The sequence below is a fragment of the Hyphobacterium sp. genome (genome assembly GCF_965217055.1).
Taxonomy (GTDB): domain Bacteria; phylum Pseudomonadota; class Alphaproteobacteria; order Caulobacterales; family Maricaulaceae; genus Hyphobacterium.
This window is the reverse complement of sequence record NZ_OZ244227.1, coordinates 684,074-700,810: the sequence shown is the minus strand read 5'-3', so window position 1 is coordinate 700,810 and position 16,737 is coordinate 684,074. Positions and strand designations below refer to the sequence as shown.

21 protein-coding genes and 1 pseudogene are annotated in these 16,737 nt (G+C 63.4%); 10 read left to right on the top strand and 12 right to left on the bottom strand.

Annotated features, from left to right (window positions below; all coding sequences use genetic code 11):
• The first annotated feature begins 38 nt into the window (after nt 1-38).
• The 5 genes from ACOOFN_RS03485 (at nt 39) to ACOOFN_RS03465 (ending at nt 4,006) form a co-directional block, all read left to right on the top strand.
• On the top strand, nt 39-740 hold the full coding sequence (locus ACOOFN_RS03485) for a response regulator (protein ID WP_420433720.1): 702 nt from the start codon (nt 39-41) through the stop codon (nt 738-740).
• A 7-nt stretch (nt 741-747) separates the two neighbouring features.
• The gene (locus tag ACOOFN_RS03480) at nt 748-2,067 is read left to right on the top strand and encodes an ATP-binding protein (protein ID WP_420433718.1); all 1,320 of its coding nucleotides are present in this window, start codon (nt 748-750) and stop codon (nt 2,065-2,067) included.
• A 475-nt stretch (nt 2,068-2,542) separates the two neighbouring features.
• A complete protein-coding gene (locus tag ACOOFN_RS03475; RefSeq protein WP_420433716.1) occupies nt 2,543-2,935 on the top strand; it encodes a hypothetical protein in 393 nt (130 codons plus the stop codon).
• 81 nt (nt 2,936-3,016) lie between these two features.
• Entirely contained in the window at nt 3,017-3,622 is a 606-nt protein-coding gene (locus tag ACOOFN_RS03470) for a hypothetical protein (RefSeq protein ID WP_420433714.1), read from the top strand.
• Between the two features lie 60 nt (nt 3,623-3,682).
• Complete coding sequence (locus ACOOFN_RS03465) at nt 3,683-4,006, top strand: hypothetical protein (RefSeq protein ID WP_420433712.1); 324 nt, start codon at nt 3,683-3,685, stop codon at nt 4,004-4,006.
• A 55-nt stretch (nt 4,007-4,061) separates the two neighbouring features.
• Here the strand turns inward: ACOOFN_RS03465 and ACOOFN_RS03460 are convergent, their stop codons facing one another.
• Both ACOOFN_RS03460 and ACOOFN_RS03455 read right to left on the bottom strand, forming a co-directional pair.
• The gene (locus ACOOFN_RS03460; RefSeq protein WP_420433710.1) at nt 4,062-4,439 is read right to left on the bottom strand and encodes a hypothetical protein; all 378 of its coding nucleotides are present in this window, start codon (nt 4,437-4,439) and stop codon (nt 4,062-4,064) included.
• 81 nt (nt 4,440-4,520) lie between these two features.
• Entirely contained in the window at nt 4,521-4,865 is a 345-nt protein-coding gene (locus tag ACOOFN_RS03455; RefSeq protein ID WP_420433708.1) for a dihydroneopterin aldolase, read from the bottom strand.
• A gap of 134 nt (nt 4,866-4,999) precedes the next feature.
• Between ACOOFN_RS03455 and phhA the strand changes: the two are divergent.
• Nucleotides 5,000-5,961 (top strand): annotated as a pseudogene (gene phhA / locus ACOOFN_RS03450) (phenylalanine 4-monooxygenase).
• A 14-nt stretch (nt 5,962-5,975) separates the two neighbouring features.
• On the opposite strand, the gene ACOOFN_RS03445 reads toward phhA, so the two are convergent.
• The 3 genes from ACOOFN_RS03445 to ACOOFN_RS03435 are packed head-to-tail and all read right to left on the bottom strand — an operon-like array spanning nt 5,976 to nt 7,082.
• Nucleotides 5,976-6,185 carry a GDCCVxC domain-containing (seleno)protein gene (locus tag ACOOFN_RS03445; protein WP_420433706.1) on the bottom strand — a complete coding sequence of 70 codons (210 nt, stop codon included), beginning with the start codon at nt 6,183-6,185 and terminating at the stop codon, nt 5,976-5,978.
• On the bottom strand, nt 6,178-6,720 hold the full coding sequence (locus ACOOFN_RS03440; protein WP_420433704.1) for a hypothetical protein: 543 nt from the start codon (nt 6,718-6,720) through the stop codon (nt 6,178-6,180). Before ACOOFN_RS03440 ends, ACOOFN_RS03445 begins: the two co-directional genes overlap by 8 nt.
• Nucleotides 6,717-7,082 carry a hypothetical protein gene (locus tag ACOOFN_RS03435; RefSeq protein ID WP_420433702.1) on the bottom strand — a complete coding sequence of 122 codons (366 nt, stop codon included), beginning with the start codon at nt 7,080-7,082 and terminating at the stop codon, nt 6,717-6,719. The genes ACOOFN_RS03440 and ACOOFN_RS03435 overlap by 4 nt, the downstream gene beginning before the upstream one ends.
• A gap of 48 nt (nt 7,083-7,130) precedes the next feature.
• On the opposite strand from ACOOFN_RS03435, the gene ACOOFN_RS03430 reads away from it, so the two are divergent.
• The 3 genes from ACOOFN_RS03430 (at nt 7,131) to ACOOFN_RS03420 (ending at nt 8,341) form a co-directional block, all read left to right on the top strand.
• Nucleotides 7,131-7,580, top strand: a complete 450-nt coding sequence (locus tag ACOOFN_RS03430; protein ID WP_420433700.1) for a MerR family transcriptional regulator — start codon at nt 7,131-7,133, stop codon at nt 7,578-7,580.
• 214 nt (nt 7,581-7,794) lie between these two features.
• Nucleotides 7,795-8,004: a cold-shock protein gene (locus ACOOFN_RS03425; RefSeq protein ID WP_420433698.1), complete on the top strand. Its 210-nt coding sequence runs from the start codon at nt 7,795-7,797 to the stop codon at nt 8,002-8,004.
• A 112-nt stretch (nt 8,005-8,116) separates the two neighbouring features.
• Nucleotides 8,117-8,341 carry a hypothetical protein gene (locus tag ACOOFN_RS03420; RefSeq protein WP_420433696.1) on the top strand — a complete coding sequence of 75 codons (225 nt, stop codon included), beginning with the start codon at nt 8,117-8,119 and terminating at the stop codon, nt 8,339-8,341.
• A gap of 95 nt (nt 8,342-8,436) precedes the next feature.
• On the opposite strand, the gene ACOOFN_RS03415 is transcribed toward ACOOFN_RS03420, so the two are convergent.
• Together ACOOFN_RS03415 and ACOOFN_RS03410 are read right to left on the bottom strand one after the other, a co-directional pair.
• Nucleotides 8,437-8,808 carry a 6-pyruvoyl trahydropterin synthase family protein gene (locus ACOOFN_RS03415; protein ID WP_420433694.1) on the bottom strand — a complete coding sequence of 124 codons (372 nt, stop codon included), beginning with the start codon at nt 8,806-8,808 and terminating at the stop codon, nt 8,437-8,439.
• Nucleotides 8,809-8,821: 13 nt separating this feature from the next.
• Nucleotides 8,822-9,829 (bottom strand): calcium/sodium antiporter, encoded by a 1,008-nt coding sequence (locus tag ACOOFN_RS03410; protein ID WP_420434995.1) that lies wholly within the window; start codon nt 9,827-9,829, stop codon nt 8,822-8,824.
• 219 nt (nt 9,830-10,048) lie between these two features.
• On the opposite strand from ACOOFN_RS03410, the gene ACOOFN_RS03405 reads away from it, so the two are divergent.
• A complete protein-coding gene (locus tag ACOOFN_RS03405; protein WP_420433692.1) occupies nt 10,049-10,528 on the top strand; it encodes an NUDIX domain-containing protein in 480 nt (159 codons plus the stop codon).
• A gap of 80 nt (nt 10,529-10,608) precedes the next feature.
• Here the strand turns inward: ACOOFN_RS03405 and ACOOFN_RS03400 are convergent, their stop codons facing one another.
• The 5 genes from ACOOFN_RS03400 to uvrB all read right to left on the bottom strand — a co-directional run bounded on the left by ACOOFN_RS03400 (nt 10,609) and on the right by uvrB (nt 16,731).
• Entirely contained in the window at nt 10,609-11,160 is a 552-nt protein-coding gene (locus ACOOFN_RS03400; protein WP_420433690.1) for a hypothetical protein, read from the bottom strand.
• Nucleotides 11,161-11,357: 197 nt separating this feature from the next.
• Nucleotides 11,358-11,636, bottom strand: a complete 279-nt coding sequence (locus ACOOFN_RS03395) for a hypothetical protein (protein WP_420433688.1) — start codon at nt 11,634-11,636, stop codon at nt 11,358-11,360.
• A gap of 544 nt (nt 11,637-12,180) precedes the next feature.
• A complete protein-coding gene (locus ACOOFN_RS03390) occupies nt 12,181-12,855 on the bottom strand; it encodes a helix-turn-helix domain-containing protein (protein WP_420433686.1) in 675 nt (224 codons plus the stop codon).
• A 906-nt stretch (nt 12,856-13,761) separates the two neighbouring features.
• Nucleotides 13,762-14,553, bottom strand: a complete 792-nt coding sequence (locus ACOOFN_RS03385) for a DpnI domain-containing protein (RefSeq protein WP_420433684.1) — start codon at nt 14,551-14,553, stop codon at nt 13,762-13,764.
• A gap of 60 nt (nt 14,554-14,613) precedes the next feature.
• On the bottom strand, nt 14,614-16,731 hold the full coding sequence (uvrB, locus tag ACOOFN_RS03380; protein WP_420434993.1) for an excinuclease ABC subunit UvrB: 2,118 nt from the start codon (nt 16,729-16,731) through the stop codon (nt 14,614-14,616).
• Nucleotides 16,732-16,737 lie beyond the last annotated feature (6 nt).

The window sequence follows — 16,737 nt, the reverse complement described above, 5'->3', positions numbered from 1 at the left end:
CGGCTTATATGCCGCCGCAATTTGCGGTGAGGAGACGCATGAACGAGCTTTCGGACATTCACATCCTGGTGGTCGATGACGACAATCGAATTCGCGAACTGATCAAGCGTTTCCTGGCGCAGCGCGGCTTCCGGATCACCACCGCCGCCGATGCCGCCAAGGCCCAGGCCAAGATGCGGGCGATGGATTTCGATCTCATCGTCCTCGACGTGATGATGCCGGGAATGGACGGGTTCGAGCTGACGCAGGCCGTCCGCGAGAACCGCGATACGCCGATCCTGCTGCTCACCGCCCGCGGCGAGGCCGAGGACCGCATCAAGGGATTGTCGCTCGGCGCCGACGATTACCTCGCCAAGCCGTTCGAACCCGAGGAGCTGGTGCTGCGCATCAACAATATCCTGCGCCGCGCGCGCCCGTCCGGCGCGACCCACACGAAGGTCCGCTTTGGCCGCTTCCAGTTCGACATGTCCAACGGAGCGCTCACCGAACAGGGCACACCGGTGCGTCTGACCGGCGGCGAGGAAACCCTGTTGAAAGCGCTCGCGCGGGATGTCGGCGAGACGGTGTCGCGCTACGATCTGTGCGAGCTGACCGGCGGTGGCGAACGCGCCGTTGACGTCCAGATGACCCGCCTGCGCCGCAAGCTTGAGGCCGATCCGCGCCAGCCCGTTCATTTACAGACCATTCGCGGTGAGGGATACAAGCTGATCGCGGACGCGATCTTCGAGGATCGGGGTTAGGCACGCATTGGGACCGCTGAAAAGATATCTGCCGAAGAGCCTGTTTGGCCGGTCCCTGCTGATTTTCGTCGTTCCCGTCGCCGTCATGCAGGGCCTGATTGCCTGGGCCTTCTTCGAACAGCATTGGGAGACGGTTACCAGCCGCCTGTCGGAAGGCGTCGCCGGCGATGTCGCGATCATGACCGAATTGTTCGAGGCGGCGGGCGAGAACGAGACCAGCTTCCAGCCGCTGGCCGATGCGGCCTATCGCAACATGCAGCTCTCCGTCGATTTCCGCGCCGGCGAGCGCCTGCCAACCTCGCGGCGTTCCTCCTTCTTCCGCACGCTCGACCGGACGCTGCGGCGCTCGCTGACGGCCGCTATGGACAATGAGGTCTGGTTCGACACCACGCGCTATCCCGCCTATGTCGACATCCGGGTCCAGACCGGGACCGGCGTGTTACGCTTTATCGCCGTGCGCGAGCGGGTCTTCGCCACGACCGGGCACATCTTCCTGCTCTGGCTGTTTGGCGCCACCGCGCTGTTGAGCCTGGTCTCGGTGATCTTCATCCGCAACCAGGTCAAGCCGATCCGCCGCCTCGCCGAAGCCGCCACCCTGTTCGGACGCGGCCAGGACGCGGCCGGGTTCAAGCCCGCTGGCGCGCGCGAGGTGCGCGAGGCGGCTCATGCCTTTATCGACATGCGCCAGCGCATCACCCGGCATCTCGACCAGCGCACGTCGATGCTGGCGGGTGTCAGCCACGATCTGCGCACCCCGCTGACCCGCCTCAAGCTCCAGCTCGCCCTGATGCCCGAGAGCGAGGAGCGCGAAGACGCCATTCGCGATGTCAGCGAAATGGAACACATGCTCGAGGAATATCTCGCCTTCGCCCGTGGCCAGGTCAGCGAGGAAACGGTGGAAGCGGATGTCTCGGCGCTGGTTGCCGAGACGGTCGAAACAGCACGCCGCGCGGATCCCGGCATCGCCTTGTCGGCGGACGAGGGGCTGATGGCGAATGTCCGGCCGAGCGTGCTGAAACGCGGTATCGCCAACTTGATCTCGAATGCCTGTGCCTACGGCGCCAAATGCGAGATCTCGGTGCGCCGCCGCCGGCGCCATCTCGAGATCATCGTCGATGACGACGGTCCGGGCATTCCGTCAGACCAGCGCGAGGAGGCGTTCAAGCCGTTCGCGCGACTCGACGAGGCGCGCAACATGAATCGCGAAGGTGTCGGTTTGGGGCTGGCGATCGCCCGCGATGTGACCCGGGGACATGGCGGCGAGGTCGAGCTGTCCGACAGCCCGCTGGGCGGGCTTCGCGCGATCATGCGTCTGCCGTTGGCCTGACTTCCACAGCCCCCGGCTTCCTCGACGTTTTCAGGTCTCACGCCCGCCCGCCCGCAGCGTCAGCGAGGAGCGAGGGGACGGATGTCCCCGAGTATCAAGAAAAGAAGTGTGCGCTCCCGGTTCGGATCGCACCGTTTCTTCCGCTTCAAGGAGGGGTGAGAGAAGCTGCGGTGCCCCCGATCCAGACCCCGCCCATGCGAGGGAATTGAGGGATGAGGCCCGGAACCAGAGACACCACAGCCGGGAGCGCACAATCGGGAAACTGCCTTGTCGTGCCTGAATGGCAGCTGACAATAAGAGGCTTGGTTTCGCCTTGCATGCGGCGCGATTGTGACCATGCACCCTTTGGCCCTGCTTTCGCTTATTACGCGAGTGCAGCATAACTCGCTCGCGGCAGAGGGTTTTTATCGCCCTGTTCTCGTGGTTAACTGCGTTCCTGCGCCGGGGGGCCTATGTGTCGCAAAAGGATTTTCACATGAAAAAGTGGGTTTTGACCGCAGCCATTATGGGGCTCGCGGCGAGCGCGCCGGCATTCGCCGACGGTATGGACAATGCCATCGGCAACACCGTTCGTATCATTGTCAACGATGCCGGCGAGGGATTCGACGTCTATTTCGAGGCGGATGGCAGCTATTCCGACAGTCTCGGTCGCAATGGCGCGACCTGGGCTTATGGCGACGAGCTGTGCGTGACGCCTGCAGCAGAATCCGGCGCCGAGACCGCTTGTGGGCCGTGGAATGCCGATCTCGCTGCTGGTGGCAGCTGGGAGACCGATGGCTGGTCCGATGACGGCGGCTCAATCACCATTACCATCCTTGAAGGCCGCGGCCACGAAGCGCCGACCCCTCCGACGCCTCCGGCTGAATAATCCGCACCGATCCGTCTTCAGGGATAATAGAACGGCCAGCCCTCGTGCTGGCCGTTTTTTCTGTCCCGGAAGGAGGCCGACATGCTGCGGCCCGATCGCCTTGCCGTACACGCCGCTATCGTGGCAAAAGGCCATGTCCTGTTCGCCAATCCGGCCGGCTTCGACCTGAACATCATCGCGATCCGCTCGCGTTCCGCGCGCGCCGGCCGCTTTGACGACTGGTTGACCGTTTCCTATGTCGACGCGCCCGACAATGCGTGGGTCTTCCACGCTTTCGCCTGTACCACTGACCCCGGTCTCACCCATCTTGCCACGCCGCGCCATCGCGACGGTACGGCAATCCTCAAGGCCGGCCAGTACAGGGCATCGCACGAGATTGCCCGCCATCGCGGCCGCTATCTTGCGCTCTGCCAGCGCCCGGGCGCCCGCCTGTCCGTCCATCGCGATCGCAATCGGGACCGCCGGCTGGACCGGCGCCCGGACCGGGTGTTCGACAATGCAACGGGTATCAATATTCATCGCGCCAGCGCGACGCGGCGGTCACACAGGGTCGGTCGCTGGTCTGCCGGCTGCATTGTCGTGGCCGATCCGACCGATTTCGCGGTCCTGATGACGCTCGCTCACCGGGCGAAACAGATTTACGGCAATGCTTTCACGCTTACCTTGTTGGACGAAGCCGATCTCTGACGGACAGCGGGGCGGCGATTGTGATAGGCTGCGACCCACACAGGGTGGAAAGGGCAAAACATGTTTCTGCTTGGACGGATCGGCTCGGTCAGCGCAACGCTGTTCATGGCTTTCATTCTCGCAACCGCCATGCTCGTGGCGCTCGGCCTCTATGCGCCCACCATCCTCAATTACATTCTCGACGTCGCCGAGCTTGTGGAGCGGGGGCTGACCCATACCGGCTTGCCGGACAGGTACAATAATTTCGTTCGCCTCTTCCTCGGCGATGAACAGCTGGCATTCCTCTTCTTCACGATCATCGCGCGCATTTTCATCGCGATAATCGGATCGCTCTTCACGCGGGCCGTCACCCCGAAATCGAAGGTCGACCGCGCCTTCGGATAAAGAATAACGCCGCCATGCAGGGCATGGCGGCGCTGATCAGGCAATTCGAACGAGGTTATTGGTCCGGCGAATCGTTTTCGTCGCCGTCATCCTCACCATCGTCATCGGCCGTTTCATGCGCGGCATCCTCGAGCATCTCGCCGGCTTCGTTCGCGGCGTTCCCCATGGCCTCGCCAGCCTCTTCGAGCATGTTCTCGGCGTCGTCGCCGGCAGCTTCCATGTCGTCTTCCGCTTCCTCGGCGGCGTCATTCATGTCGTCCCCCGCCTCATCGGCGGCTTCTTCCATGTCGTCGCCCGCTTCAGCAGCGGCGTTTTCCATGTCTTCGCCAGCCGCTTCCATGTCGGCTTCGGCGTCTTCCATATCGTCGGCCGGTGTACAGGCCATGAGGGCCAGAGCCGGCAAGGCAGCAGTTAGCAAAAGTCGTGTACGCATTGAGTGTCCCTTCCTTGAGTCGCCATAGGTTTTTTCCAGGCGGTCATCTTCATTACCATAAATTCATGGCGTGTGGAGGGGCTATAGCTTGATCCGCGCCGACAGGCGTTCGGCAGCCACGGTTCGTGGCGTCTTGTGAACGGCGGCTTCAACAAGGATCACGTCCGGGAACGCCTTGACGCGTTCCGCGATCGCCAGCGCCAGCGTTTCGATCAGATCGTAATGTTTCAGATCCGCGGTTTCCTGGACCGCCTGCGCGATCTCGTCATAGTGCGCGGTTTCGCTGATTGAATCGTTTTCCGGCACACCGGCCAGCGTCAGCACCAGGTCGACCGTGACGTCCTGCCGCGCCTTGCGCTCGAAATCGTGCACGCCGAGTGAGACCGGCACGCGCAACGAGGTGATTTCGATATCTATTTCGGCCATTAAGGAAATCCGGAGGTCGCTTTGGCCCGCGTGGATAGGCGGGATTTAACACTGGTTCAAGCAATGCCTGTCATGGACAGCTTTCGCAAACACTGTAATTTAGTTTCAATTGTAACCAGTTTGAGGCCGCCGCCATGGTCGAACTCCGCGTCCCGACAACCGATCCGATCGTCCAGCGCCAGGTGGAAGCCGGCGAAGTGCGCGACGATTACACGATCGACCAGTGCTGGGATGAATACACCGAGGAAGAGCACGCCATGTGGGCGAAGCTCTACGATCGGCAGACCGGAATGCTCGGCAATCGCGCGGTGAAGGAATTCTATGACGGGCTCGACGCGCTAGGGCTCGACAACACGAAAATTCCCGATTTCCGCGAACTCAATCCCAAGCTCGAGGCGTTGACGGGCTGGAAGCTCGTGACGGTTCCGGGACTGATCCCGGACGAACCTTTCTTCACGCATCTGGCCAACCGGCAATTCCCGGTCGGGCGCTTCATCCGCAAGCCGGAAGAGATCGATTACCTGCAGGAACCCGATATCTTTCACGACGTTTTCGGCCATTCGCCGCTGCTTGGTCTGCCGGTGTTCGGCGACTACATGGCGGCCTATGGCCGGGGCGGTCTGCGGGCGTTGAAGTTCGATACGCTGGAAAACATCACGCGGCTGTACTGGTACACGGTCGAATTCGGACTGATAAAGCAGGGCGAAGAGTTGAAGATCTACGGCGCCGGCATTGTCTCGTCCTTTGCCGAGAGCGTTTTTTCGCTCGAGGGCCGGTCACCCAACCGCATCGGCTTCGACATCGAACGCATCATGCGCACCCAATACCGTTACGACGATTTCCAGCAGACCTATTTCGCGGTCGAAAGCTTCCAGCAGCTGCTGGACGACACGGCAGGGCAGGATTTCGCGCCGATCTACGAGCGCATCAAGGACATGCCTGACATTCCAGCCCGCGGTATCATTGACGGTGACGAAGTCATCCACGAAGGCACGCAGGAATACGCGGACGCCGGCGGCCGCTGGGAGGATGCGCCGCAGGATTGAGCCAGCCAATACGCGCTGTACCGGTCACCGGGCTCTCGGGGTCTTGCTGACGCGATGAAAGCCTTCAGCAGCAGGCGCCTCGCTGGATCGGCGGACAAGGCACGCTCCCGTAGGAACAGAAGACACAGCAATCGCCATTCAGCGGCTTGATGACATCGCCGCACGCCGGGCAGTCCCAGAAATACTGGCAGGCATCGGTCGGCATCGGAACGCTCGCATGCGTGATGTCGCAGGACGGGCAGGTCAGGCTGGAATGCAGGACGATGTCAGCCACGGCGGCTGTGCCTCTCTTCCCACTGGTCAATAATACCGATCGGACCCGGACAGCGATGATCCCGGGCCGGTCGACCCGCTATCCGGCCCAGCAGGATGGGGATCGAGCGCATTTCGCAGCCCGGTGTGCGGAACGCCGCTGCCAGGAGAAACGAAATGCCCAGATGCCCGTAGACATAACACAGGATCAATTGGGCCGTGCGCCACATCATACCGGTTTCCAGCGATTGCTGAGAGGTCCAGCTCAAGAGACCGGCGCCGGTGACAGCTGCCAGAACAGCCATACGAGGCCACTGGCCCAGGCGAATCCCGAAACCGATATTGACGACATAGGCCGACAAATAGACCGCGAACAGCATATAGACGGCGACGGCCGGATCGAGGACGGCACGCGGATCGTCATTTCCGATCACATTCGCCACGACATACAGGGATCCGATGCCGAGCAGGAGCCGCGCCAGTCGGCCGACATCGCCCGGTGGCGGAAGCGTGCCGCCTTGCAGGAAAGTTGGCGCTGGTTCCCGTTGCGCGGTCATCTTCTGAACCAGTCGAGTAAAGCGCGCTGCAGGTCGGCCTCGAAAAACGGCAGGATCAGCGCCAGCGCCGTGAAGACAGCACCCGCTGTCCATGTGATCCAGAACAGGCGAGACCGGCTGTTGGTTCGCAATCCCAGGAACAGCGCTGTCGCCAGCAGCGCCACGGAAACCGCGAGGAAAACCGGTTGCCATCTGGCAAACCATCCCAGTCTGGCCACGAGCCCGGAGGCTACTCCCATGTGGATCAGGAGTATCGGGATGACGCAGCAGGAGGCACCGACAAAAGCAAACAGGCCGCCAATGGCACTGCCGCCCGAGGCCAGGGATGCGGCTTGCAAGGGTTTGGTTTCCGGCGTGTCCATGTCACTGTGCTACAGTCTGTAGCGGCTACAGACTCAAGAGGCTTCACCATGACCGAGATCACGAATTCGCGACCCTCGATCGGCGTTTCGCGATCGCGCGCCGCGCGGATCGTCAGCAGCCACCCGGAGACTATCAGGTATTATGAGAAGATCGGCCTGATTCCGCCGCCGCAGCGCGATCGGTCGGGCTACCGGCAGTATGACGAAGCCTCCCTGTCGCGGCTGTCCTTTATCGTGAAGCTGCGTGCCCTTGGGTTCACGGTCGAAGATATCAGGATGTTGCTCGATGACGGGCCGGAACGCGGTCTCACTTGCCGCAGTGTGTCAGAAATCGCGACGCGGCATTTGGAATCCGTCCGGCAGAAGATCGGCGAGCTCGCGAAGCTTGAGACAGTGCTGGTGGAGCTACTCTCGGAATGCAGCCGCGAGAATGTCACCGAGTGCCAGTTTGTCGATCGGTTGATTGCGGCAGAAAGGCAGGGGGAAGCAACCCGGTGAGCCGCCAGGGGCTGCCGAACTCGCCAGCCTTGGAGGCCTGCCACAAACTGAACACATTGTCGCGTTAAGAAACGCTCCATCGATTTGGTTTGACGAATACGTTCAATTCGCGGTTCGCCGCGGTCTCGACTTTTCCCCTTCCAGTTTCGACTCGTGGTTTTCGGCCGTCGGCCGGGAACGCAATTATTTTATGACTGATTGAAAGGAAATCGTCATGACCACAGGTACCGTAAAGTTTTTCAATTCCGCCAAGGGCTTTGGTTTCATTCAGCCGGAAGACGGCGCATCGGATGTATTTGTTCACGCAACCGCGCTCGAACGGGCCGGCATCCATTCGCTGACGGAAGGTCAGAAAGTGACCTTCGACGTTGTCCAGGACAGCCGCTCAGGCAAGTCCGCTGCCGACAATGTCGCGATAGCGTAACACAGCTTGCGGCCATGGCCTGTATATCGGGCCGGCCGTGACGCGTGACGGAAAGACCGGGCCAACGCCCGGTTTTTTCTGTTCTATCTCCAGCCGAAAACGGAAGCTTACCATGGCCGCAAAAGAACATGACGGCATATTCTCGCTGACCGACAAGAAGCCCCGCACGAAGGCTGACATCACCGACGCCGCGGTTCGCGAGATCCTTCGCGAGGAATCCGAGGAGCGCGCGGCGCAATCCGACAGGCTCCGCAAGGCTCGGCTGGCCCGCGATGCGGAAACGAAAGCCGATACCGCCAAGCCATCCAAGCCGAAACGGGCGCCGGCCCGCAAGTAAAGCCGTTGGCAATAGCGGCGTCCTGCGCGCCTCTGGCTGATCGCGAAAAGAAACTTTACGGCGCCAAATAACAGGCGCGACCCGCCGCGGCTCGGTTAACCCCGCCGCAGCACTGCCCGCTCGCCACACGACGGGCGGCCGACTTCCACCGCCACGAGGCCCGGCAGTTTCGGCGCCAGCCGGTCGAACAGCCAGGCGCAGATGTTTTCCAGCGACGGCTGGTTAAGTCCCTCGACCTCGTTCAGCAGGTGATGGTCCAGCTTCTCGATCTCGACTTTCACGATCTGCTCGATCTTCCACGTATCCTTGATCCAGCCCTTGTCATTGGGCTCGCCCGCCAGCGTCACCGAGCCGGCAAAGGAATGCCCGTGCACGCGCGCGAACGGATGGTCCTCGGCCTCGTGCGTGAAATAGTGCGCGGCCTCGAAGGTGAAGTCCTTCGTGATTTCCAGGCGGGAGCTTGTCATGTGTCCTGCGGGTCTAGAACGCGATGGGGTTCATCCACCAGAGCGCCGCGATATACGCAACATAGCCGCCGAAGAAAAGCACGCCGGCCAGCCGGCCGACATTGCGGCCCGCAAAGATCCACATTGCGAGCAGCGCGCTGGCCCCCAGCATCACCCAGAAATCAAAGCGCATGAACTGGTCCGGGACCGGCAGCGGCACGTTGGCCGCGCCGGCGACCAGACCCGCCGCGCCGCCGACGGCAAAGACGTTGAAGACATTGGAGCCGAGCACGTTTCCGATCGCCAGATCCGCCTGGCGGCGCGTCACCGCGACCACAACGGTGGCAAACTCCGGCAGCGAGGTTCCGATCGCCAGCGCCGTCAGCCCGATCACCGCGTCTGACACGCCCAGCAGGCCCGCCGCTGCGGTGCCGCCGGTGACGATCATGTGGGCGCCGGCGGGCAAAAGCACGATGCCGACGACCAGCGCCAGCACGGTCATCGGCAAGGAGCCCTTGCCGACGGCCTCTTCCAGCTCGGCCACTTCGGCGAGCAGCGGGTCGTTGTCGCGCGCCCGCATCGCCGAAAAGGCCAGCAGGCCGACAAAGACGAAGATCAGCGCCAACAGCGCGCCGCCTTCGAGCATCGAGATGGCCCCGTCGCGGCTGACGGTCACCAGCGCGATGCCGGCGGCCAGCGCAAACAGCGCATTGCGGCGCACGCCCGGCGCCTGTGCCCCGATCACGCCGACCAGGGCCGGCAGTCCGAGCACGAACAGCACATTGGCAATGTTCGAGCCGACAATATTGCCGAGCGCCAGGCCCGGCGCGCCGGACAGGGCGGCATCGATTGACACCACCAGTTCCGGCGCCGAAGTGCCGAACGCCACGATCGTCAGTCCGACCAGCAGTGGCGGCAGCTTGGCGCGCCGAGCCAGCGCGGCCGCGCCGCGGATCAGCAAATCGCCGCCGAACAGGAGGATGACAATGCCGGCCAGTATGAAACCGGCGGCCAGTGGCAGGGACTCCGCGACACCAAACATCAACAGCACCTTTTTTCCGGCTGCGTCAGGGGACTAGTCGAGGCGATGGAATTCGATGAGATTCAAGAGGCCAAAGATGCCGAAGGCGAGACCGATAGCGATGATGGCGGCCATGAATGTCTCCGTGGAAAAGGTTCGAACTGCCCGGCTTTCTAGCCGGGTTTGGCGCGCGCCGCTAGGGCGCGACTGCGGGGCGGATGATCGCACGCGGAGGCGCGCATGACACGCTGGCGTATGCGCCTCGAACCCGTCCTGCGGCCGCTCATGCAGGCGCATTGGCGGCGCTCGCGCGGCATGACGCTCGGCGTGCGCGGCCTGGCTTTCGATGCCGACGGGAAAATCGCGCTCGTGCGTCACACCTACATGGCCGGCTGGCACCTGCCCGGCGGCGGTGTCGAGCGCGGCGAGACGATCTGGCAGGCGATCGACAAGGAAATGCGCGAGGAAGCCGGTGTCGCGCTCACCGCCCGCCCGCACCTGTTCCACATCTATGCCAATGACCGCAATTTCCGGGGTGACCATATCGCGCTCTTCATCGTCCGCGACTGGGCGCCCTGCCCGTGCGAACCGGGCCAGGAGATCGCCGAGACCGGCTGGTTCGCGCCCGGCGCGATCCCCGCCGACACTTCTCCCGCGACGCGGGAAAGAATTGCGGAAGTGCTTGACACAAGACCCCCTGCTGATCTCTGGTCGCAATAGCACACAGAAGGGGACCCCCTCCGATGGCCGGCGAAGGGGGCCCCGACATGCTCGGTCCTGGAAAAGACCGCGAGCCGGTATTACCCGGTGCGGTCTTCGCCGTTCAGGCCCGAGACATCATAGAGCGACATCGCCGCTCCGCTGTACTCGTTCCAGGTCACGGAGCTGTCGCCATTCCTGTCGAACTCGCCGAAGCGCTCGGCATAGAAGCCGTCATCGGCCTGCCAATCGCCCCATTCCTGGCGCGAAATGGTGCCGTCATCATCGGCGTCGATGGCATGGAAAGCCTGTTCCAGGTGTGAGTTGAACATTTCCTCCCAGGTGATCACCCGGGCTTCGGTCGTCGTCGTGTAGCCGGTCTCGTGAACGCCCGGCTTCGGACCGAGGTCCTGCTGGCCGTCCATGTCGCCATATGTGCCTTCGACCACCGGCTCGTCGCCATAGTCCTCGGTGTGCAGGACGTCGACGGCCTCCTCGGTGGTGGGCGCAACGCTGCCCTCGGCGAGATAGACCGGGTCCTCGCGGCCGACAACGTGTTCGCGGCGGATCGCGGTATCACTGTCCTGTGCGAGGGCAGCGGCGCCGGACATCACCATGGCGCTGGCGGCGGAAAGAAGAAGTGTGCGTTTCATCGGGAGTTCCTCCCTTGTGATTGGGGTTCAAAAGAGCGCGGCGCACCCGTCAGGTTCGGGGGAGGCGGGCGCACCGCGCGAGGTACACCCAAGACAACGACTGACCCGGCCTTGGGTTCCAACGCGCCTGTCGACCGCAAGAAAAAAGCCCTCCCGGCGGGCGGGAGGGCAGGATGTGAGGGAGCAACCGGAAGCCGTTAGCGCCCGGCCGGCGGCTTGCCCGGCAGGTCGCTGCGCTCGGGCAGCGCGGCTTGCTCGTCCGCCTCCGGCTTGTCGCCGGTGGCACTCGCTGTCTCGATGCCGAGTTCCGGCTTGTCGATCGCCGGCGTATCGACCGCCGGTTCCGGATTGCCCTGCGCGTCGGTTGCCACCACCGGTGCGTCCTTGTCCGGCGTTTCGGTATCAGCCATGTCGGCCGCCGCGGCCCCGGCGAGCGCCAGCGAGCTGACAGCGGCGAGCATCAATGAGGGTTTCATCAGGACCTCCCAATGTCTGAACGGTTTCGACACAACAGTCCCGGCGGGCCGCCAGCGAAGGGGAAGGCGCCAGCGGTGATCCACCGGAACGCGCATCGATTTGGGAATTCTCCGCGCACCGTCAAGACCGGCCGGCATGAAAATTTTGAAAGGGGGGAGGGGCAGCCCTGAACCCGCCTTACAATCCATGCCGGCCAGACTTTCGCGCCGGGTTTTCAGGTCAAGGGCGCGCAAGCGCCGCTTCGCGGTTACACCCTTGAGCTGAAAACCCCGGCGCCGAAATAATCCCGGCAAGGCGTGTAAGGCTAATTGTGTGTGCGCCGGGACGAGAAAATCACTTCGTCATCCCGGACAGGCGGAGCCTGATCCGGGACCCATGCCGTGACATGCAGGTTCCGGAATGGGTTCCGGGTTCTCGCTTGTCGCTCGCCCCGGAATGACGAATTCATATTCCACCTCATGGTGAGGTGCTGGCCGCGAGGCCAGCCTCGAACCACGCACGGCGCCCGGCGTCCCGTCTTTCGAGGGCGGCTGCGCCGCCACCTCAAGATGAGGTGGGAATTTGGCCGCTCGGGCGTGAGACCGTGTCTCCACCCACCCGCTCACCATGACAAAGGGCGAACACATGTTTTTCGGCCTGCGAGGCCCCGCTCCGCGGCGTCCATTCCGGATCCCTGGCCCGTTCTGCATCGTGCATTGTCCGGAAGCGCGCAAAGCGGCGCGCCAGCTCGGCGCGGGCCCCGCCCGGCCATTCCTCATGCCGCTCAGGGTGGGACCGGGACCGGGTATCGTCGAGGCGATTGAGCTGCGCCTCGGTGCGCAATATCCGCTCGGCCAGGCGCGCGGCGGCTTCGGCGGCCCGGATCTGCCCCGCCTGACCCAGCCACGCCGCCCGCTGCTGCAACGCCCGCGCGGCCTCGAGCGGGCAGAGGGGCTCGGCGTTATTCTGCCTCTCCCCCTTGGGGGAGAGGATTGAGGTGAGGGGGTCGGCACTGGCGGTGGAACAACCCCTCACCTGGATGGCTTCGCCGCCCATCCTCTCCCCTTGGGAAGGGGAGAGGGAAATTTCCTCAATCTCCGCGATCCGCCAGCCGCCCTGCGCCGCCCAGACATGGATGGTCGAGACGCTGCGCCCGACCGCGCGCGCAATCTCGGCCATCGACGCGCCTTCGCGGCGCATCTGCTCGGCCCGGGTTTTCAACTCATCGAGGGTGGACATCCGGCCCGGAGTTTATCCGGGACCGGGGAGGGCGGGGATTAGTTCGTTGCTGTCTCACCTACCCACCTCATGGTGAGGTGCTGCCGCAGGCAGCCTCGAACCACCCACCAGGCTGGAGGCCTCCTTCGAGGCTCGCTGACGCGAGCACCTCAGGATGAGGTAGTGGTGTGGGCTCTGTTGACACGCTGCGCTGAACCGCGCGCGCAATCTCGGCCATCGACGCGCCGTCTCGGCGCATCTGCGCGGCGCGGGCTTTCAGTTCGTCCAGGGATGACATCCGGCCCGGAGTCTAACCGGGGTGGGGGAGGCGTGGATTAGTTTGTTGCCGTCTCACCTACCCACCTCATGGTGAGGTGCTGCCGCAGGCAGCCTCGAACCACGCACGCCCCTTCACCGTCATCCCCGCGAAAGCGGGGACCCAGAGCCGCGCTGGCGTGGTAAATTCATGCGCGCAATCTCGGCCATCGACGCGCCCTCACGGCGCATCTGCTCGGCCCGGGTTTTCAATTCATCGAGGGTGGACATCCGGCCCGGAGTTTAACCGGGGACGGGGAGGGGTGGATAAGAGCCGCAAGCCTTTTTCTCCCCCCGTTCACGGGGGGAGTGTCCCGAAGGGACGAGGGGGGCAGACACTGCGCCGGCCCCCTCCGCCTCGCATTCGCTCGGCACCTCCCCCGTGAACAGGGGAGGAAAACAAAACCTCGTCATCCCGGACGGGGCGGCTTGTCCCCGCGAAAGCGGGGAAGCGACGATCCGGGACCCATGCCGTGACATCACCTTTCCGGAATGGGTTCCAGGTTCTCACCTCCGACTCGCCCCGGAATGACGAGGCAAAACGCACCTCATGGTGAGGAGCCGCCGCCAGGCGGCCTCGAACCACGCACGCCCCTACACCGTCCGATGAGCCTAGTTTTCCGTCAGCCGGTAACGCCCGCGCCCGACAAACTCCAGCCAGCCCTTGTCGCGCAGGAACTGAAGCTGCTGGCGGATTTTCTCTCGGACATGCTGGTTGTCGGGATAAAGCCGGGTCAGGGCGGGTGCGAAGCCATAGGCATCGTCAATCGTGAAGTCCGGCCTTCCAAGCGCGTCGATCTGCGCCATGGTCTCAACCAGCCACCCGCGGGCTGACGCTTTCTGGTCCCGAAGAAACGCTGTCCGCTGCCATTTGGCGAGCACAGATTCGCGAGGCGTGGGCCAGCTGTCGCGAACGATGTGGATGCGACCGGATGCCGGCACCCGCCCGATAAGGATATTGCAGCCAACCCATCCGGCGCGCCTCGCCGTAGCCGCCAGCGGCTTGCGTTTTTCGATAAGGTCGGGCGTGAAGAAGTGCTTCGGCACCACCATCAGATCGCTAACCGCGGACTGGTTCCGGTCATAGCGCATGACCAGAAGGCTAGGATTAGCCGCAGAAGCGAGGCGCTCCAGCATTGTCGCCCAGGCGCCATCCATCACCTTGTTGCCGATCCGAGTCTTCTGCGACTTCAATTCGAAGTCCTCGTCGCACGCCGCACAAAACAGGTCGGCCACGGGCGCATTGTTCGGATAGGCCTTCAGCCGGTCAGCCCCACAGGCCGGACAATACATTTCCCGTTCGGCCCAGCTCTCGGTCCAGACCCGCGCTGATTGCGACGCGCTGATGAAGGGCGTCTGCGTCTCCGCGAAGCCGAGATGGAGGGGCCGTTCGTCTGCAGTCATGCCGAAACTAACGATGCGTACCTGGTGATTGCTGCACGATTAACCGGCGAAGTTTTCTCCCTAATCCCCCTCCAACCCCTTGATCTCGTCCCTTAACCGCGCAGCCTCCTCAAATTCCAGATTCGCCGCCGCCTCGCGCATCTGCTTTTCCAGATCCGCAATGACGGCCTTGAGATTGTTCGGCTCGAACATCTTCTGATCCTCCGCCACCCGGCCGTCGCGCCGGTTCTTCCGGTCCCGCGCCTTCGCGCTCCGCCCTTTCGCGGTCTTCTCCATCACGCCTTCGAGCACGTCGGAAATGCCGCGCACGATCGTTTTCGGCGTGATGCCGTGCGCCTCATTGTGCGCCACCTGCTTCTCACGCCGGCGGTCGGTCTCCTCCATTGCCCGCTGCATGGAGCCGGTGATGCGGTCGGCATAGAGGATGACCTTTGACTCCGCATTGCGCGCGGCACGGCCGATCGTCTGCACCAGGCTGGTTTCGGAGCGCAAAAAGCCTTCCTTGTCGGCATCAAGGATCGCCACCAGCCCGCATTCCGGGATATCCAGCCCCTCGCGCAAGAGGTTGATCCCGACCAGCACGTCATAGACGCCGAGGCGGAGGTCGCGGATCAGCTCGATCCGCTCCACCGTATCGACATCGGAGTGCATGTAGCGGACCTTGAGGCCCTGCTCGTGCATGTATTCGGTGAGATCCTCGGCCATCCGCTTGGTCAGCGTGGTGACCAGCGTGCGCATCCCGTTTTCCGCAACGCGGCGCGCTTCGTCGATGACATCATCGACCTGGCTCGCCCCGTCTTTCGAGACCGGGCGCACCTCGACCGGCGGATCGATCAGCCCTGTCGGGCGGATCACCTGTTCGGTGAAGACGCCGCCCGTGCGCTCCAGCTCCCAGGCGCCGGGCGTGGCCGAGACACAGATCGTCTGCGGCCGCATGAGGTCCCATTCCTCGAATTTGAGCGGCCGGTTATCGAGCGCGGAGGGCAAGCGGAAGCCATGGTCCGCCAGCGTCTTCTTGCGGTTGAAGTCACCGCGCGCCATGGCGCCGAGCTGCGGGATGGTCTGGTGGCTTTCATCGACGAAGACCAGCGCGTCCTCGGGCAGGTATTCGAACAGGGTCGGCGGCGGCTCGCCCGGCTTGCGGCCGGTGAGATAGCGCGAATAGTTCTCGATGCCGGCGCAGGAGCCGGTGGCTTCCAGCATTTCCAGGTCGAACTCGGTGCGCTGGGCGAGGCGCTGCGCTTCTAAAAGCTTGCCGTTTTCCTCGAGCCATTGAAGGCGCACCTTGAGCTCCTTCTTGATGGAGCTGATGGCCTGGTGCAGCGTCGGGCGCGGCGTCACATAGTGCGAGTTGGCGTACATCTTGACGGAATTGAGCTCGGCCTGCGGCTTGCCGGTCAGCGGGTCGAACTCGGTGATGCGCTCGATCTCATCGCCGAAGAAATCCACGCGCCAGGCCCTGTCGTCATAATGCGCCGGGAAGATTTCGAGGACATCGCCCTTGAGCCGGAAAGTGCCCCTTTGAAAGGCCGCGTCATTGCGCGTGTATTGCAGCGCCACCAGGCGCTTGGCGATCTCGCGCGGGTCCATCGCCTCGCCGGTCTTTATCTCGAACGTCATCGCCGTATAGGTCTCGACCGAGCCGATGCCGTAAATGCACGACACCGAGGCGACGATGATCACGTCATCGCGCTCGAGGATGGACCGCGTCGCCGAGTGGCGCATCCGGTCGATCGCCTCGTTGATGGACGATTCCTTCTCGATGTAGGTGTCGGTCCGCGGCACATAGGCCTCGGGCATGTAGTAGTCGTAGTAGGAGACGAAATACTCGACCGAATTATGGGGAAAGAAGCTCTTGAATTCGCCGTACAACTGGGCCGCCAGCGTCTTGTTCGGAGCAAGGATCAGCGCCGGTCTCTGAACACTTTCAATGATCTTTGCCATGGTGAAGGTCTTGCCGGTACCGGTCGCCCCGAGGAGAACCTGGTCGCGCTCCTCCGAATTGAGACCGTGGACAAGGTCTTCAATCGCCGTCGGCTGGTCACCGGTCGGGGAAAATTCGGACTCGCAGCGGAAACGGATCCCGCCTTCCGATTTGGCGGGGCGGGCCGGCCGGTGCGGCACCCAGGCGGCCGGCGTTTGGGCCACCGGTTCGGCCTTGAAAACGGCCTGGCCCATGTCCTG

What these genes read in the sequence shown, in the direction of transcription:
- ACOOFN_RS03485 (WP_420433720.1), top strand. Translation starts at nt 39, where the DNA reads ATGAACGAGCTTTCGGACATTCACATCCTGGTGGTCGATGACGACAAT.
- ACOOFN_RS03475 (WP_420433716.1), top strand. Translation starts at nt 2,543, where the DNA reads ATGAAAAAGTGGGTTTTGACCGCAGCCATTATGGGGCTCGCGGCGAGC.
- ACOOFN_RS03470 (WP_420433714.1), top strand. Translation starts at nt 3,017, where the DNA reads ATGCTGCGGCCCGATCGCCTTGCCGTACACGCCGCTATCGTGGCAAAA.
- ACOOFN_RS03465 (WP_420433712.1), top strand. Translation starts at nt 3,683, where the DNA reads ATGTTTCTGCTTGGACGGATCGGCTCGGTCAGCGCAACGCTGTTCATG.
- ACOOFN_RS03460 (WP_420433710.1), bottom strand. Translation starts at nt 4,439, where the DNA reads ATGCGTACACGACTTTTGCTAACTGCTGCCTTGCCGGCTCTGGCCCTC.
- ACOOFN_RS03455 (WP_420433708.1), bottom strand. Translation starts at nt 4,865, where the DNA reads ATGGCCGAAATAGATATCGAAATCACCTCGTTGCGCGTGCCGGTCTCA.
- ACOOFN_RS03440 (WP_420433704.1), bottom strand. Translation starts at nt 6,720, where the DNA reads ATGACCGCGCAACGGGAACCAGCGCCAACTTTCCTGCAAGGCGGCACG.
- ACOOFN_RS03435 (WP_420433702.1), bottom strand. Translation starts at nt 7,082, where the DNA reads ATGGACACGCCGGAAACCAAACCCTTGCAAGCCGCATCCCTGGCCTCG.
- ACOOFN_RS03430 (WP_420433700.1), top strand. Translation starts at nt 7,131, where the DNA reads ATGACCGAGATCACGAATTCGCGACCCTCGATCGGCGTTTCGCGATCG.
- ACOOFN_RS03425 (WP_420433698.1), top strand. Translation starts at nt 7,795, where the DNA reads ATGACCACAGGTACCGTAAAGTTTTTCAATTCCGCCAAGGGCTTTGGT.
- ACOOFN_RS03420 (WP_420433696.1), top strand. Translation starts at nt 8,117, where the DNA reads ATGGCCGCAAAAGAACATGACGGCATATTCTCGCTGACCGACAAGAAG.
- ACOOFN_RS03415 (WP_420433694.1), bottom strand. Translation starts at nt 8,808, where the DNA reads ATGACAAGCTCCCGCCTGGAAATCACGAAGGACTTCACCTTCGAGGCC.
- ACOOFN_RS03410 (WP_420434995.1), bottom strand. Translation starts at nt 9,829, where the DNA reads ATGTTTGGTGTCGCGGAGTCCCTGCCACTGGCCGCCGGTTTCATACTG.
- ACOOFN_RS03405 (WP_420433692.1), top strand. Translation starts at nt 10,049, where the DNA reads ATGACACGCTGGCGTATGCGCCTCGAACCCGTCCTGCGGCCGCTCATG.
- ACOOFN_RS03400 (WP_420433690.1), bottom strand. Translation starts at nt 11,160, where the DNA reads ATGAAACGCACACTTCTTCTTTCCGCCGCCAGCGCCATGGTGATGTCC.
- ACOOFN_RS03395 (WP_420433688.1), bottom strand. Translation starts at nt 11,636, where the DNA reads ATGAAACCCTCATTGATGCTCGCCGCTGTCAGCTCGCTGGCGCTCGCC.
- ACOOFN_RS03390 (WP_420433686.1), bottom strand. Translation starts at nt 12,855, where the DNA reads ATGTCCACCCTCGATGAGTTGAAAACCCGGGCCGAGCAGATGCGCCGC.
- ACOOFN_RS03385 (WP_420433684.1), bottom strand. Translation starts at nt 14,553, where the DNA reads ATGACTGCAGACGAACGGCCCCTCCATCTCGGCTTCGCGGAGACGCAG.
- uvrB (WP_420434993.1), bottom strand. Translation starts at nt 16,731, where the DNA reads ATGGGCCAGGCCGTTTTCAAGGCCGAACCGGTGGCCCAAACGCCGGCC.